The following is a 16,008-nucleotide window of genomic DNA, read 5'->3' as shown; positions in this document are numbered from 1 at the left end:
TATCGACAAAATTCATCTATTAAAGCTATCAAAATAAAATGTTTATGAAAGCAGGTTGATAAATTGAACACGCCAAAACATATTGTTTCAGCAGCTGCCATTGTCTTAAATGAAAATAATGAAATTTTGCTGATCAAAGGTCCGCAAAGAGGATGGGAAATGCCAGGCGGACAGGTTGAAGAGGGGGAGTCTCTAAAAAATGCAGCAATCAGAGAGACGAAGGAAGAGTCAGGCATCGAGATAGAAATTACGAAATTCTGCGGTGTTTTCCAAAATGTAAGTGACTGCATATGCAATACTTTATTTCTGGGAAAACCGGTTGGAGGAAAATTGACAACCAGTTCAGAGAGTCTGGAAGTTGGTTTCTTTCCTATTGAGGCTGCCATGGAAATGGTTACTTGGAAGAATTTCAGACAGAGGATTGAGTATTGTATGAATGAGGAGCTTCATGCTTTTTATGTTGATTTTTGATACGGTTAGATAACAAAAGAATAATGATAGAATTAGTGAAGTTTTAGTCCAGTTCCGCATTCAATATATTATAAACACTCTGTAAATAATATTAAAAAAGCGGCAAAAGCCGCCTTTTTTATAATCAAATTAATAGACCAATCGTTTATCCAAAAACAGCTTTTGTCATTAAAAAAAGAACAGAAGGTGCTAGAAGGCAGCCTAGTCCAGTGTAAAAAGTGGCAGTAACAGCCCCATATGGAACTAGTTTAGGATCAGTCGCAGCCAATCCGCCGGCAACTCCGCTTGTGGTACCCATTAGTCCTCCATAAACCATGGCAGTACGAGGGTTATTTAAACCAATGTATTTTGCAATAAAAGGAGTTCCGATCATTGTAAGAATGGATTTTACCAAACCAGCAGCAATACTTAGGGTTATGACCTCTGAACTAGCACCTAAAGCTGTTCCTGTTACAGGACCAACTATGTATGTGGCTGTCCCGGCACCAATGGTTGTAAGGCTAACCGCGTCTGTATAGCCAAAGGCCAAAGCGATTACAACACCTACAACAAAGGAGAGGATTACTCCCAAAAAGAGGGAAACCACACCGTTAACTCCCGCTTTTTTTATTTCACTGAAATTGGCTCCAAAGGCGGTAGCCACAATCGCAAAGTCACGGAGCATTCCTCCACCCATCAAACCGATACCTGCAAAGATGCCGATGTCTGATAAGCCTTTTTCCCCTCCTGTAACCACTCCGCCAATATATGCAAGTACCAGTCCAAGAGCTATTGCTATAGCGGATCCATGGATTCGGCCCTTTGTTAACTTATCAGAGAGAAAATAGGAGAGAAACATTGTAATTCCTACAACTGTAAAGGCGACAATAAGGCCGTTGTCTAAAAGTGCATTACCTAATATTTCTAACACGCTGGTCACCTCCAGAAATTCCACTTTCAAGTGTTTCCTTAACATTGCCGCCCCTGCTTAAAAGTGGAACAAATGCCCAGCTTATAAAGACTGCTGCTACGCCGGCTGTAAGGGCTAGAGGCCCTCCATCCAAAGCAGCTACAACATTTTGCTGAGCTGACATTGCTATAACAATTGGAATATACATGGCACTCCAAAAGGATAATCCTTCCCGAGTTTGATTATTCAATTTATCCTTCTTCTTAAGGTATTCCACGAGCAGAATCAGCAACAGCATAGCAATACCTACACCGCCTACATTTGCGTCGATCCCCAGTATACTACCAAGGAAATCTCCCAAAAATACACCCGATAACAAGCAGAAGGATAGTAAAGCAACACCATAAATGACCATTTAATCTCTCCTTAAATTTTTTTGCTAAGGGCAAAGGGACAGAGCCGTAAAGTTACTATGACTTTTGTTCAACTGGCTAGAACAAGGTGAAGGGTAAAACAATTAAAAGAAAGCGCTTGCAATTTTAGAATCTACAGTCGACTGTATTCCTAGAACTCATAATAAAACGGAAGAAAAGGAAAAGTCAATTAATTTTTATAATTTTCTCAAAATATTGAATTATTAAAAATGAGGCGTTATAATAGAATCGACAGTCGACCAAACAATTTTCTTCTGAAAGGGACAGTGTCATGAAATCGGATAAAATTAATCAGAATGCCTTATCAAATCATATAGCTGAACACATCACTGAACAAATTATCAAAGGGGAGTTAGTTCCTGGTGAAAAGCTAATAGAACATATTTATGCTGAGGAGTATGGAACAAGCCGTGCACCAGTGAGGGAGGCAATTTACTTACTCTCGATTGAAGGACTTGTTGAAAGGATTCCCCGAAAAGGAGCGGTAGTCAAAGATTATACAGAAAATGAAATTTACGATCTTCTTGAAATTCGAATTATGCTAGAGTCCATGGCAATGGATAGAATCAACAGGAATGGGGTTGATGAACAGGGACTGCAAAAAATGTCAGTACTTTTAGAAAATATGAAGAATGTTTCTGATGTTCATACCTATACACAGTTGAATCATTCATTTCATACGTCACTTATAGAAATGAGCAAAAGTGAAACAATTAAGACCATGTATTCCCGTCTGGGGTGGCCGCTCCTAAGGATACAAAGTCTTTCCTTCGCACACCAGGGGAACATTGAAAAATCTGTTCATGAACATGAAATGTTAATCAATCTTTTCAAAGAAAAAAAAATAGCTGAGGCAACAGAGCTGCTGACAAGACATAATCAGGACGTAATAGCCAGCATGAAACGAAAGCTGGGTAAGTAGGAGGGGGAGCAGATGAAACTTGCATTCTTATTTCCCGGCCAAGGTTCACAAAAAATAAGCATGCTTCACAGCTTACCTGACCATTCTGCTGTAGGTGAGGTTTTACAAGAAGCAAGTGAAGTAATTGGTGAAAAAATTAATAATCTCGATACTGCTGAGGCATTGACGTCCACTGTATCAGTTCAATTGTCTTTACTTATTGCGTCAGTGGCTGTTTCAAAAGCATTCGAAGCAGAAGGGGTGAGGCCGGATTTTGTGGCAGGTCATTCAGTCGGTGCCTTCGGAGCTGCAGTTACTTGCGGGGCGATGGATTTTGCCGATGCTTTGAAGGTTGTAAAACTTAGAGGTGTACTTATGGAAGAGGCTTTTCCATCGGGTTATGGGATGGGGGTGATTTCAGGTTTGGATGCAAAGTCGGTAAACGATATGGTTGAAGCAATATTTTCTGAAGAGAACCCGGTATATTCCTCCAATGTTAATGCAGCCGACCAGATCACAATTTCTGGTTCCATTCCAGGTATCAATATGGTTCTCGATCAAGCGAGTCATGGCGGTGCAAGGAAAGCTGAACTTCTTAACGTAAGTGTGCCATCACATTGTCCATTGCTAAACTCTGTTGCTGATTCCTTATATGACGAGCTTGCACATGTTAATATTCGTTCTCCAGTTGTTCCCTATGCCTCAAATAGAAAAGCCAGGTTAATAAGGAATTCGGAGCAAATTAGGGAGGATCTCGCTTTTAATGTTTCCCATCCTGTCCGTTGGTATGAAGTTAGCTCTTTGCTTTGTGAGTATGGCACAAGGCTTCTGATAGAAATGCCTTCAGGGAATGTTCTAACCAATTTAAATAAAAAAACGCTGCCGGGTGCCCGCTCTGTCTCAGTGGATGAAAACGGTTTTGAAAATTGCTTTTTCTTGGCAAAGAGATTTTGTTCTTAAATAAAAATTTGATATCAGAAAGGGGATATATATAATGCAGGCTGCTAAACAACGGTCTTGGAATAGACGTCTTGAAGCCAAGCAAAAAAGAGTAGAGAAAATGAAGGGAATTACCAGCGGCAGAATTATACCCACACACCAAATCGTCGAGGCTTTAGAAACGCTGATTATGCCAGGGGATCGGGTGGTTCTGGAAGGCAACAATCAAAAACAGGCCTCTTTCCTTTCAGCCGCTCTTGCCAAGGCTGACCCTAAAAAATTATTCGATTTGCACATGATCATGTCCAGCATTTCCCGTCCTGAACACTTGGATTTATTTGAGAACGGTATCGCAAACAAAGTGGACTTTTCTTATGCTGGCCCCCAAAGTCTTCGAATGGCGCAAATGCTTGAAGATGGAAAGCTGACAATGGGCGAGATTCATACATATGTGGAGTTATATGGCAGGCTATTTATTGACTTGATTCCTTCAGTGGCTTTAGTGGCAGCAGATAAAGCCGATTCAGCAGGCAACTTATATACAGGGCCAAACACGGAAGAAACTCCGACCCTTGTTGAAGCAGCAGGTTTTAGCAGCGGCATTGTTATTGCCCAGGTCAATGAATTGGCTGATGAATTGCCTCGTGTTGATATACCAGGTTCTTGGATTGATTTTGTAGTTGTTGCCGATAAGCCTTATCAGCTGGAGCCGCTGTTCACCCGTGATCCGCGGCACATTACAGATATTCAGATTCTGCAGGCAATGATGGTCATAAGTGGAATATACGGAAAACACGGAGTTAAATCTCTGAACCATGGTATAGGCTATAATACTGCCGCGATTGAACTTCTTCTCCCAACTTACGGTGAATCCTTAGGGCTGAAAGGGAAAATATGCAAGCATTGGGCTTTGAATCCCCATCCGACCCTTATCCCGGCTATTGAAAGCGGTTGGGTAGAGAGTGTCCATTGTTTTGGCGGAGAAGTAGGAATGGAAAAATACGTCGCTGCCCGGCGTGATATATTTTTTACTGGCCATGATGGTAGTTTGCGTTCAAACCGGACACTTTGCCAGCTTGCCGGCCAATATGCTGTCGATTTATTTGTGGGTTCAAGTCTGCAGATTGACGAAGCAGGGAATTCTTCAACCGTAACGAGGGGACGCCTTGCCGGCTTTGGAGGAGCACCGAACATGGGACATGATCCAGGAGGTAGGCGCCATTCCTCTCATGCATGGTTAGACATGATGACAGATACAAACCCGCTTGCACGGGGAAGAAAATTGGTTGTTCAGGTAGTTGAAACATTTCAAAACGGAAATAAACCAGTTTTTGTTGAATCGCTGGATGCTGTGGGTGCCAAAAAGGATATAGGGCTTGAAACAGCACCTGTCATGATTTATGGAAATGATGTAACACATATAGTCACTGAGGAGGGGATTGCCTATCTATATAAAACGGACAGCATGGAAGAACGGAGGCAGGCAATCGCAGCAATTGCCGGTGTAACACCAATAGGCCTGAAGCATGATGTTAAGAAGACTGGAAAATTGAGAAGAGAAGGGTTAATTGCTCTTCCGGAAGATCTCGAGATTAGAAGAACGGATGCAAACAGGTCACTGCTGGCTGCCAAAAATGTTGAAGAGCTCGTGGAATGGTCGGAAGGTTTATATGAGCCGCCGGCTAAATTCAGAAGCTGGTAAAGAGACGGAAGTGATAAAAATGAAAGACTTGCAAACTTATAGCTTTAACCTTGGAAAGCTGGCGGTACAATCACTTATAGAAGAGGCAGAGCTAACGCCAAAACCAGGACTGGTTGATCAGAATAACTCTGGGTCGCATACAGATATGTCCCTAAAAACGATGATTAAGTCTGCTAAAGCACTTGAAACTACTTTTAGAGAAATAGCGGAAACCAGCCTTAACCGGATCCCTTCACAACAACTCAGGGAAGAGATAGCAGTCATTGGGCGGCGGGGGGAACAGGCTATGTTTAAGGCCACCGGTGGTGTAAATACTCATAAAGGAGCTATATGGGCTTTAGGTCTTCTTGTTTCCAGTGCTGCGATGGACTTAGGGAAAAGCGGAATTGAAGAGATAGCAATCCAAGCAGGAAGTCTGGCTCTCTTCACTGATCGTAATCTTCCTGCTGTTAAAACAAATGGCAGCTTTGTTAAAGCAAGGTTTGGAGTAAATGGGGCCAAGGGTGAGGCAGAACAAGGTTTTCCCCACGTAAGGCATTTTGGGCTGCCAATTCTTTATGAATCCAGAAAAAGATGTATGAATGAAAATCTTTGCAGGCTAAACGTACTCATTGCTCTTATGGCAGAACTAAATGACACCTGTATTTTGCATAGAGGTGGGGCAAAAGCTTTGAGCAGTACAAAGAAGCGTGCAAAGGAAATTTTAAAAGCTGGAGGAGTTTCTACGGCCAAAGGCTGGCAGTTATTAAAACAATTGGATCAATCATTATGCCTCCAAAAGGTATCACCTGGCGGAAGCGCGGATTTGCTTGCTGCCACCATATTTATGGACTTTTTAGACCAGAATGCAAAAAGCGAGTTCAAGAGACAAGGTGCTTTACTAATTTAATAGAAGGGGGAGCTGCCATATGGAAAAATTAAACTTTCGGTTCCCTGCAACTCAAATGCTGGAGTCAAATGCTCATGTTGGAGTTGTAGGGTCAGGTGACCTGGAGATTTTAATGGAACCGTCCGGACAGGGATATGCAGATGTGACGGTCCGGACAGGCGCAACAGGATTTAATCAAATATGGGAAGCGGTATTAGAACGGTTCTTTAGTAATAATGATATCTCAGCAATTATTAAAATCAATGATTTTGGGGCAACTCCCGGTGTTGTATCATTGAGGCTTTCACAAGCATTGGAGGTGGGCAGAAATGCAGGATACGCTAAAAAATAGCTTTGTTGAATGCAGAGGAAGGGAACGTGCCCGTGTTTTGCTTGACCAGGGTACTTTCAGGGAACTTTTAGGACCATTTGAGGGACTTGAGTCTCCGCATTTGGAGCTGCAAGGCATTGTTCCTCAAAGTGATGATGGAGTCGTGGTTGGAAAGGGAGAGTTAAATGGCAACCCGGCAGTAGTCATTTCCATTGAAGGCAGTTTTCAGGGAGGCGGAATAGGAGAAGTCTCCGGTGCGAAGATTGCAGGGGCTTTAGAGATGGCACTTGAGAAAAATAAATCTGGAAATTTAATATATCCCATTTTTATTTTTGATACTGGGGGAGTCAGACTGCAGGAAGCCAATTATGGCCTCTTATCAATTGCCGAAATTAGTGCAGCCATCGTGGCGTTAAGGGAGTATGTTCCCGTTATTGGGGTAATCCCGGGCAAAATTGGAGCTTTTGGCGGGATGTCAATTAACGCAGGTTTATGCAGTACTTTAATCATCACGAGGGAAGGCCGGCTTGGATTAAATGGACCAGAAGTAATCGAGCAGGAAGCTGGGATACTGGAATTTGATTCAACGGATCGCAAGCGGATTTGGGATACTATTGGAGGCAGACAGAGAGTGGCTGCTGGTTTCGCCGATATAGAGGTTGAGGATGATATCTGCTCTTTTAGAGAGGCCATATTGTCTGCAATCCAGCAGGGAGCAGTGGAAAGACCGAGAAGCTCACAGGTTGAGAGATACCTATCTTTTATAGGCTCTGTAAATACATCAGAAGTGCTGACCCCTCAGAAAGTTCAGGATTTATGGGCAGAATCAAATCGGTATAATTCAGATGAATCCAACAGAGCTACTGATAATAGTGTTATTAAAATTAAAAGCAGGGGACATAGATGGTTTAACCTTTTGACAGCCGGCAGCAATAATATTGGAGTTGCTCCTTCGGTCTTATGTTCTGATGCCATAATCGGCGGCAAGCCTGTTCGTTTTCTTGCTGTTGTCCCTGATGAATCAAGCCGGTTTCCAAGAGCACGTTCAGGGGAATTTGGTCTTGAGCAGGGTTGGATGATTGCCAAGCATATCCGTGACGCTATTGAAGCTGACAGATTCAATGAAGAAAAACGTGCAATTATAGCCATTGTTGATGTTCCTAGCCAGGCTTATGGGTACCGTGAAGAGCTTTTGGGAATCCATCAGGCATGTGCGGCAGCCGTTGATGCTTATGCATCAGCAAGATTAGCTGGGCATCCGGTAATTGCCTTTATTCCTGGAAAGGCAATTTCAGGTGCATTTTTATCACATGGAATGCAGGCAAGCCGATTAATCGCCTTGGATGATGACGGTGTCAATGTGCATGTAATGTCCAAGCAATCTGCAGCTAGAATAACTCAAAGAACCATTGAGGAACTAGAAGAAGCCACGAAAAAAGTGCCTTCAATGGCCTATGATATCCGTTCCTTTGAAAAATTGGGTGCACTTCATGAACTTATTTCGGGTATTAAGGCCGATGAACCCGCTGGTGCTGATCGGGAAGTAGTTTTTAAGAGTTTAATTTCAGCGATAGAAGATATTCAAAACAGTCCACGTGATTTGAGCAGAAGGCTTACTTCGGATTTTGCAAAAGAAGGGGGACGGTCAGCATCGATTTTAGTTAGAAAGAAGCTGGCGGAGCAATGGTAATAGACCCGCATGACTTAGTGGAGATTGATACAAAAAATCTTATCAGCCATACTCCAATCCCTGACTGGGCGATCGAATCGTTGAGTGTTGCCCCCTACGTTGTTGTCCGCAGAGCAAATGCGCCCAGTGGACAGATAGCTATAGGGATTAGGGGGAAGTCCAGGGGTGAAAGGTTTCCTGCATTTTTACCTGAGCATGCTATAATTCGTCAACTCAAGCCAGAGCATTTGACTGGCAAGCATCTCTTGAAATATAGGCAATCACCTGTGTTTGAATCACTTGAAATAGCAGGGGAAATACTGGATAGGTACAATCTGGTGTGGGGACCTGGGGGAAGTGCCGGTTTTGAACTTGCCAGCGGAGTTGAAACTGTTACAGCAAAAAGCGATCTTGACCTTATTGTACGGGCCATTAATCCACTTCCCATAAATATAGCCGTCAAAATACTAAGTGAATTACAGAGGTGCCCGGCTAAAGCAGATGTTCAGGTTGAAATAGCTGAGGGGGCTTTTTCATTAGTGGAATATGCAAAAAATTCATTTCCAATCCTTTTAAAAACTCAATATGGTCCCCTTTTAATTGAGAATCCTTGGGTGAATAGTTTAGCTACCTCAAATTTCGCTTGTGAAATCTAAAAGTGAATTAAATCTTCTCCATAAGAAAATTTGAAAGCTGCCCTTTTGGCAGCTTTCGTTCTGAATCATCATCTGCTTTCATTCCAAGAAACACCATTTACAGAATAAAACCAGACACCTCGTACAAAATTCTTCTTTATACTATCGGGCATAGCAGCTGCCCATTGCTGCCATGTTTTTCTATGGGGGGGTTATAGTTGACATATCATTCTGTAACGTTTATTATTACAGTAAGTTGATTGCTTATAATTTAGGAGGCGGACATGAACAGTGAATTTACACTTGCCATTCATAGTTTAACCCTGCTCGCGCTGCAGCCGGATCGGATGTCAACAAGCGATGCCATAGCCGAGAGTGCAGGTGTTCACCCCGTTCGCATTCGCAAAGTGCTAAGTTTGTTAAAAAAGCATGGATTTATCAAGTCAAAAGAAGGTAATGGCGGCGGATTTATTTTTGCTTTAGATTTAGAAAAAGTTAATCTTTGGGATCTTTATAAAATTACTTCTGAAGGCACACTCCAGCCGAAATGTCCTGAATCAAACGAACAGTGCATTGTGGGAGCAAATATGCAAAGAGTTCTATTTGCCATTTTCTTAGGTGCTGAAGAACATATGGGAAAGTATTTAAAGGACTACACCATAAAGGAAGTTATCGATCTTATTAATCAGGAACAATAAAGCGGGAATGGGGTATCCATACCGCATGTTTTTTATCATTTAAATGTAATTAAAAAAGTTACAGTTCAGCCTATCGAGTGTAAATCAATTAATTTGGGGTATGCCTTATAATACAGTTTAAATCAATCAAACTAAAATAATTAGAAGAAGGTGAAACGCATGCTGACTAATAATAATTCCATATTAAAAGTAGGGGATTGGATTAAGGGGAAGTCACAAAAAGGTGAATTGATTCTAGGTTATATTGAAACACTGGATATATTGAAAGGGATAGTAAAGGTAACCGTAGTGACAAGTGACAATCAGGAAACGATTGGAAAAACCATTCAAATGTTAAGCAGGAGGGTTAAGCCATTACCTGAATCTAAAGTGGCTAACAAGGAACAAATCCATTTCCTAATAGACTTGGCGCTTTCAACAGGGGATGAAGAATGGTTCATTGAGCTTTCTTCCAAATTAAATTCAATGAAGGAACTTGTAAAGGGAGTTTCATAGACATAAAGATTCCCGTGATAAAGCTGAAAAATTAAAGGTGAAGTGCTATTAGGATGATAAACAGGGAAATGCCCTTCTGAATAGCTTTTCAGAGGGGCATTTCCCTGTTTATTTATTGCTGGAAATGGGGCCTTCAAAAACTTCAGAGTTCTTGGCAAACTTAAATTCAGTCATAGCTTGTCCGCCGGAGGAGAGGTTCGGATAAAAATTCACATGGTTTCCAGTGTGTTCAGCTTTTTTATTTTCCATTCCTTTTGCACGCTCGATTGCTTCTTCGAAAAGGGTTGCGTGAGCTGCTTCCCGATCGATCAGGAATTGGAACATTTCTCTTGCACCAGGGTCTGCTACGTGGCGATACAGCTCTTCATATACCTTTTTTGCGCGCAGCTCGGCTGCCAAGTCTGATTGAAGGTTGGCAACGAGGTCACCGACATTATTAATAAAATTTCCGGTAAATGGAGTGCCGGATGAATCCACAAAATCAAGGCCATGGCCGTCAAGGATCGTGCTTTTTTGTACTGTTGAATTTTGATGTATCATACTATTAACATAGCCTTTTGCGTCAGACAGCAGATTTCCTTCTCCTGCCATTTTGCGTTCGTCACTTCCCAGTTCATTCATCATCTGTTCTTTATCCGGGCCGCCCATAAGCTGTGTAATACATGCACCAACCATCTCAAGATGAGAAATTTCCTCTGTAGAGATATCCATTAAAAGATCACGAATGGCAGGATCTGGAGTACTAAAGCTCTGTGCAAAATATTGCAGGCAAGCCTTTAATTCTCCATTAGCTCCTCCAAATTGCTCAAGTACTGCAGCAGCATAGGCAGGATTGGGTTCTTTCACATTAACGGGAAACAATAGCTCTTTTTTGTGGATATACATATTCAACCTCCAAAATAATAGATTTACATACTAACCATTCCCATCTGTCTTTTTCATAAACATTAGTTTGGAAAATTCATAGTATTGTAAAGAATAAAGAAAAAAGCCCCTGCATTTAATCTGCAGGGGTTTATGAATTTCTCTTCTTATATTTTGCTATACGATTTGCTCTTTTCTATGTTAACTCTCCCGGAGAAAAACACCGCTCCCCCGCCCATATCCGATAGCCGATCGGGTGTCAGGGAGTTGACAAGCTGGCTGGTGCCAGGAGCATCTGCCCATAAGCCTTGTGTAACAGCGACGCCAGGGAGGACGAGTTCGCCAACAGCCGCTTTAAGTTCACATTCTCCACGCTCATTCCAAACGTGTACCATTTCTCCATCAATGATTCCTGCTGCATCAGCATCTTTCTTATTTATATGCAGGCGCGGCTCTTTTTCAAGCTTTACGTGCCTTTCATTATTGGAAAAAGTAGAGTTTAAGAAATTATGGTTCGGTGCCGGTACTAGCAGGAAAGGAAAGCCGGCTTCATCCTCCAAAGGGATATAGGTTGGTAGAGGAGGGTAGCCCGCATCCTTCATTTTCTGAGAATATAATTCTATTTTTCCGCTTGGTGTCGGCAGTTTGCCCGGGAAGATCGGCTTCACGTTGGCTTTGATATATTGATTTTTTACAAGAGAATGATAGCTGATTTCTTTAATATTGGGATTGTTAGGGAAATCAAGTGCTTTCTCTATCATTTCAGCTTCTGTTTCCTGAAAAGCTGGTTCATCAAAGCCCATTCTTTCTGCAAGCAGGCGAAATACCTCCACATTCGATTTGGACTCCCCATAAGCTTCCATAACTGGCTGCTGGATTTGCATGTAATGGTGCCAATAGGATGAATAAAGATCTGTATTTTCATAGGAAGAGGCAGCTGGCAAAACAATATCAGCATATTTAGCGGTTTCGGTTAAAAATAAATCATGGACAACGAGAAACAAATCTTCCCGCTGAAGCCCTTTTCGTACCTTATTGCCCTCAGGCGCTACAACTGCCGGGTTGGTGCCGTATACAAACATGGACTTGATGGGCATTTCCAGTTCAAGAAGGGCATGGCCAATCTGATTCATATTAATGGTTCGTGTATTCTTATTTTCCAGGAGGTCAGGGCGCTGTAACTCTGTTGTATTAAGAGCCAGGTAACCTGAATTCCCTTTAATGGCACCCCCGCCTTGAACGACCCACTGGCCAGTCAGAGCAGGGAGGCAGGAAATAGTGCGGATGCACATTCCGCCATTATCATGGTGCTGCAGGCCGTTTCCGATCCGGATAAAAGAAGGGGACGTCTTTCCATACATGCGAGCAAGTGTATAAATATCCTCAACAGGCACTCCGGTAATACCCGAGACGGTTACCGGATCATATGGGACGACATGCTCACGAAGATCTTCATGGCCAACTGTGTACTTCTCTAAAAAGTGTTCATCCACCATGTTTTCCGAAAACAAAATATGCATGATCCCAAGTGCAAGAGCCGTATCTGTACCAGGTGTAATCGGAATAAACCAATCTGCCATTTTACCGGTCTGGTTTTTATGTACATCAATAACAACGATTTTTGCACCACTTTTTCTTGCTTTTTGTGCAAGTACGACCTGATGCATGTTGGTGCTAACCGCATTGATGCCCCAGAAAATAATAAGCTTGGAATGAATGGTGTCTTCGGGATCAATGCCAAAGCTTCCGCCCATAGTATAGCTGTATCCGACAGTCCCGGCAGATTGGCAAATCGTCCTATCCAAACACGAAGCACCTAGTTTGTGAAAGAAACGGCGGTCCATTCCTTCCGCATTAAGCCTTCCCATATTGCCATAGAAGCTATATGGCAGGATACTTTCCGGTCCCTCTTCTTTAATCAGATCTTTCCACCGGGAAGTAATACTGTCAATGGCTTCCTTCCAGCTGATTCGCTTAAAGCGGCCTTCCCCCTTTGCGCCAATCCGCTTTAAAGGATATTGCAGACGTTTTTCATCATATAACCGTGCAGGCATGTTTCGTACCTTATTGCAGATATTGCCTTTTGTAACCGGGTGACTGGGGTCACCTTCAATTTTCACGATTTTTCCGTCTTTTTTATGAACAAGAAGCCCGCACTGGTCTGGACAATCCAGTGAGCATACGGAAGGGAATACACCGTTAAAAGAATCGCTGTAAGAGTTCATATCAAAACCCCTTTACTGAACATATTAAACTGATAATATCACAAAAGTCAGATTAATTAAGTGATTTATTGATAGATCGGTATGCGGTAAAAGCAGAATAAATGTTTCCAGACTGCTGCCTAATGGGTAGTGAAAGGTATTTCCATTGCTTTTAGTCGTATTTCCCGCTAAAGTTTTTAAATAGATGATTGAAAGGAAAGGTTGCGAATACTCTTTGAAAATATTTATTACAGGAGCAAACGGATTTTTAGGAAAAAAACTTTCCCTTAAGCTTTTAGAGCAGGGGCATGAACTGTATTTATTAGTCAGGAAAAGAACCCGATTGGATTCTTTTATGTATAAAGAAGGGAAGGGATACTCCCGGCAGATCCATATTGTAGAAGGAGATGTGACAAGGGAGAACCTCGGTTTAAACGCCCAGCTTTTAAAATCATTAACAGGAAAAATCGATGCGATCTATCATAGTGCTGCGCTGTTATCTTTTGATGAAAATGATCGGGATAAGACCTATATGGTGAATGTTGACGGTACGGAAAACGTCCTGAATTTTGCTCTAAAGGTTGGAAGTCCAAAAGTATTGTATATTAGCACTGCCTATACGGTTGGGGAAGAGAGTGCAGGGTCAGAAACACTTTATTCTTCAGACAGAAGTTTTGTAAATCCGTATGAAGCTTCTAAATGCGAGGCTGAGCATTTGGTTTATGGATACAGAAAAAAACTGGAAGTGGTGATCCTCCGCCCAGCCATTATTATCGGCGATTCAAAGACAGGAGAGGCCGACACTAATTTCGGCCTGTATGGATTTTTAAAAGGTATTAAGATTTTAAAAAAGCGAGTGGATCGGAAAAAGGATAATCAAAACTGCAGAATATTTTTAGATCCGGATGTTGCCCAGAATTTTGTGCCAGTCGATTATGTTATTAATGCGCTGGATGCAGCCTTGTTCCATAGCGAGAATGGTGACATTTTTAACATTACAAACCCCAGCCCGCCCTTGCAGTCAGAGATTTTGTCGATTGTAAAAGAGGTTCTTGACTTTCCGGAATTGGAAATGCATTCACTCTCTTCAAACGAGGAGATGACAAATGAAGAAAAAGCTTTTCATGATTCAATGAGAATTTTTAATAGCTATTTTCAGCGGACGATTGATTTTCCGACAGAGCATACAGAAAAAATGCTCACAGCGGCCGGGATCCCAATGCTGGAAATGGATAGAGAAATGTTAAAAACGATTATAGAAGTGTTTTTAACCGATCAGGCGAAGGTTCCTTTATAGTTTAAAGAGATAAGACCGCGGATAAATAATCCACGGTCTTTATATTTTGTTATATCCTTTGCCCTTTTAATAGTCTCTTCCTGTTTCTTCTTATCTTCCAGTACCTGAAGGTGGATATATAAAATCCTCTTTTCTTCAAGACTTATATATATGTGTAGGACAGATTCTTATAAGTCTCCTTTTTACAGCTTACCTATGTCTGGATAATTTCATCCTCCAATAAAGAAAGCTCACTCCATGACAGCGGTTTGGCCATTTGTGTTTTCTAATGAAAAATGAAATTGAGCTTTAAAATTAAGGATTAGAAAAAGCAAGGTTGCTTCTGATTTGCTTCTTCATTTCTCCATTTCCTGTTCCTCTGCCGCCTTGCCTTTATAGGAATCTTTCATGGGACGGCTTTTTAACAGCCTGCGATGCTTAATTTCTAGCGTTTGTATATGATTTAGTTCCTCGATCAAATCGTGGACAGATAGAATCTCATACAAAATCGCTGTTTCGGGCTGGACATGATGGTGCGTGCGCGGCTTTAAGCCGCCCGCTGGATTCTGCTGTTTTTGTTTGATAAACCATTGTGTGACTTCGCTGATTTTTTGATGATGGCTTTCCGTTATTAGAAAGCCCGGATCGTACAAGCTGTCCTTCAGATCATCCAAAACTGAAATGGCGAATTTTTGCTTATTTTTTTCAAGCTCGATTTGGCTAGGAGGCAAAAAAATTAAGTTGCCAACGTGATAGATAATTTGCCTTAAAATGGTGAGTTTTTTATATTCATAATGAAAGTCACGCATATCGTCTCGGCTGAAGCGATGATATTTATATTCAGCTTTTTGATAATTGCATAATGTCTCCGTTTTTTCAATATCCTTTATAAGCCTTTGAAATTCTGTACGGAGATTTTTATCGTAAACCTCAAGATGAAAAATTTCCAAGCCTCGTTTATGTAAAATATCGCCAGATCTCCTATATAAGGAATGAATGCTGCTCATAATCGATTTAGAGTAATTCGGCGGCATGACAAAAAAGTTGACAGCAGTTGACACCACAATGCCGGTAGTGGTTGTCCCCAACCGGATGAAAAAAGAAGCCAAGTAATGGTCTTGGACTGTAGAAATCATGGCTACCCCCGTTAATGTGGCAACCAGCATTCCATCATGGAGCTTCAATTTATGGCAAGCGATAATCGTAGCCAGGGATACAGAGGCATAGCTGTATGGGCTGTCACCGAATAAGAAAGTAAAAAGGACAGCAAATCCAGCCCCAATGGCTGCCGCAGGAAACCGGACATAAGCTTTTCGGATTGAATCTGCGACGGTTGGTTCAATGGTTACGATCGCTGTAATGACCGCGAACATGGCCGGCCAATCGAGCATATGGCAGATAAAGGCCGTGATAAATACAGCAAGCCCTGTTTTGGCAATTCTTCCGCCAATAAACTTGTAATGAATAAGTAATTTCATAAGCAGTCCTTCTTTAAAGCAGTATATGTCTATAGTAGTGTAATGGCGTATCCAGAGCAAATGTAAATTTTCTGATAAAAAGGGGTATCTTCCGTGACAGGCAAGGATAGTATGTTAAAATAAACAACTATACAGAATAAAAATCCAGCTAATT

At 41.8% G+C, this 16,008-nt stretch carries 16 protein-coding genes; 11 read left to right on the top strand and 5 right to left on the bottom strand.

What is annotated here, in order from left to right; genetic code table 11:
- Positions 1 to 63 precede the first annotated feature (63 nt).
- Positions 64 to 471 carry an NUDIX hydrolase gene (locus tag DFO73_RS13135; RefSeq protein WP_110065201.1) on the top strand — a complete coding sequence of 136 codons (408 nt, stop codon included), beginning with the start codon at positions 64 to 66 and terminating at the stop codon, positions 469 to 471.
- Between the two features lie 145 nt (positions 472 to 616).
- Here DFO73_RS13135 and madM read toward each other — a convergent pair whose 3' ends face one another.
- A complete protein-coding gene (gene madM / locus DFO73_RS13130) occupies positions 617 to 1,381 on the bottom strand; it encodes a malonate transporter subunit MadM (protein WP_110065200.1) in 765 nt (254 codons plus the stop codon).
- Complete coding sequence (gene madL, locus DFO73_RS13125; protein ID WP_110065199.1) at positions 1,362 to 1,775, bottom strand: malonate transporter subunit MadL; 414 nt, start codon at positions 1,773 to 1,775, stop codon at positions 1,362 to 1,364. The genes madM and madL overlap by 20 nt, the downstream gene beginning before the upstream one ends.
- 290 nt (positions 1,776 to 2,065) lie before the next feature.
- On the opposite strand from madL, the gene DFO73_RS13120 reads away from it, so the two are divergent.
- The 9 genes from DFO73_RS13120 to DFO73_RS13080 all read left to right on the top strand — a co-directional run bounded on the left by DFO73_RS13120 (position 2,066) and on the right by DFO73_RS13080 (position 10,032).
- A complete protein-coding gene (locus DFO73_RS13120) occupies positions 2,066 to 2,716 on the top strand; it encodes a GntR family transcriptional regulator (protein ID WP_110065198.1) in 651 nt (216 codons plus the stop codon).
- A 12-nt stretch (positions 2,717 to 2,728) separates the two neighbouring features.
- A complete protein-coding gene (gene mdcH / locus DFO73_RS13115; protein WP_110065197.1) occupies positions 2,729 to 3,655 on the top strand; it encodes a malonate decarboxylase subunit epsilon in 927 nt (308 codons plus the stop codon).
- A 34-nt stretch (positions 3,656 to 3,689) separates the two neighbouring features.
- On the top strand, positions 3,690 to 5,336 hold the full coding sequence (mdcA, locus tag DFO73_RS13110; protein WP_181396012.1) for a malonate decarboxylase subunit alpha: 1,647 nt from the start codon (positions 3,690 to 3,692) through the stop codon (positions 5,334 to 5,336).
- Positions 5,305 to 6,225 (top strand): triphosphoribosyl-dephospho-CoA synthase, encoded by a 921-nt coding sequence (locus DFO73_RS13105; protein ID WP_309043123.1) that lies wholly within the window; start codon positions 5,305 to 5,307, stop codon positions 6,223 to 6,225. The genes mdcA and DFO73_RS13105 overlap by 32 nt, the downstream gene beginning before the upstream one ends.
- Before the next feature lie 19 nt (positions 6,226 to 6,244).
- Positions 6,245 to 6,556, top strand: coding sequence for a malonate decarboxylase subunit delta (locus tag DFO73_RS13100; RefSeq protein ID WP_110065195.1), 312 nt, complete (start codon positions 6,245 to 6,247; stop codon positions 6,554 to 6,556).
- Positions 6,534 to 8,225 (top strand): biotin-independent malonate decarboxylase subunit beta, encoded by a 1,692-nt coding sequence (locus DFO73_RS13095; protein ID WP_110065194.1) that lies wholly within the window; start codon positions 6,534 to 6,536, stop codon positions 8,223 to 8,225. The genes DFO73_RS13100 and DFO73_RS13095 overlap by 23 nt, the downstream gene beginning before the upstream one ends.
- Positions 8,219 to 8,860 carry a malonate decarboxylase holo-ACP synthase gene (locus tag DFO73_RS13090; RefSeq protein WP_110065193.1) on the top strand — a complete coding sequence of 214 codons (642 nt, stop codon included), beginning with the start codon at positions 8,219 to 8,221 and terminating at the stop codon, positions 8,858 to 8,860. The genes DFO73_RS13095 and DFO73_RS13090 overlap by 7 nt, the downstream gene beginning before the upstream one ends.
- Positions 8,861 to 9,123: 263 nt before the next feature.
- Positions 9,124 to 9,537 carry an RrF2 family transcriptional regulator gene (locus DFO73_RS13085; RefSeq protein ID WP_110065192.1) on the top strand — a complete coding sequence of 138 codons (414 nt, stop codon included), beginning with the start codon at positions 9,124 to 9,126 and terminating at the stop codon, positions 9,535 to 9,537.
- A 159-nt stretch (positions 9,538 to 9,696) separates the two neighbouring features.
- Entirely contained in the window at positions 9,697 to 10,032 is a 336-nt protein-coding gene (locus DFO73_RS13080; RefSeq protein WP_110065191.1) for an IDEAL domain-containing protein, read from the top strand.
- A 108-nt stretch (positions 10,033 to 10,140) separates the two neighbouring features.
- Here DFO73_RS13080 and DFO73_RS13075 read toward each other — a convergent pair whose 3' ends face one another.
- Entirely contained in the window at positions 10,141 to 10,917 is a 777-nt protein-coding gene (locus tag DFO73_RS13075) for a manganese catalase family protein (RefSeq protein ID WP_110065190.1), read from the bottom strand.
- A gap of 146 nt (positions 10,918 to 11,063) precedes the next feature.
- Positions 11,064 to 13,121 carry a molybdopterin-containing oxidoreductase family protein gene (locus DFO73_RS13070; RefSeq protein WP_110065189.1) on the bottom strand — a complete coding sequence of 686 codons (2,058 nt, stop codon included), beginning with the start codon at positions 13,119 to 13,121 and terminating at the stop codon, positions 11,064 to 11,066.
- A 214-nt stretch (positions 13,122 to 13,335) separates the two neighbouring features.
- On the opposite strand from DFO73_RS13070, the gene DFO73_RS13065 reads away from it, so the two are divergent.
- Positions 13,336 to 14,397 (top strand): SDR family NAD(P)-dependent oxidoreductase, encoded by a 1,062-nt coding sequence (locus DFO73_RS13065; protein ID WP_110065188.1) that lies wholly within the window; start codon positions 13,336 to 13,338, stop codon positions 14,395 to 14,397.
- Positions 14,398 to 14,732: 335 nt separating this feature from the next.
- On the opposite strand, the gene DFO73_RS13060 is transcribed toward DFO73_RS13065, so the two are convergent.
- A complete protein-coding gene (locus tag DFO73_RS13060; RefSeq protein WP_110065187.1) occupies positions 14,733 to 15,854 on the bottom strand; it encodes an aromatic acid exporter family protein in 1,122 nt (373 codons plus the stop codon).
- Positions 15,855 to 16,008: the final 154 nt, after the last annotated feature.

This window comes from Cytobacillus oceanisediminis, from assembly GCF_003182355.1.
In the GTDB taxonomy this organism is placed as follows: Bacteria; Bacillota; Bacilli; order Bacillales; family Cytobacillaceae; genus Cytobacillus; species Cytobacillus oceanisediminis_A.
This window is presented reverse-complemented; position numbering and strand designations above follow the sequence as displayed.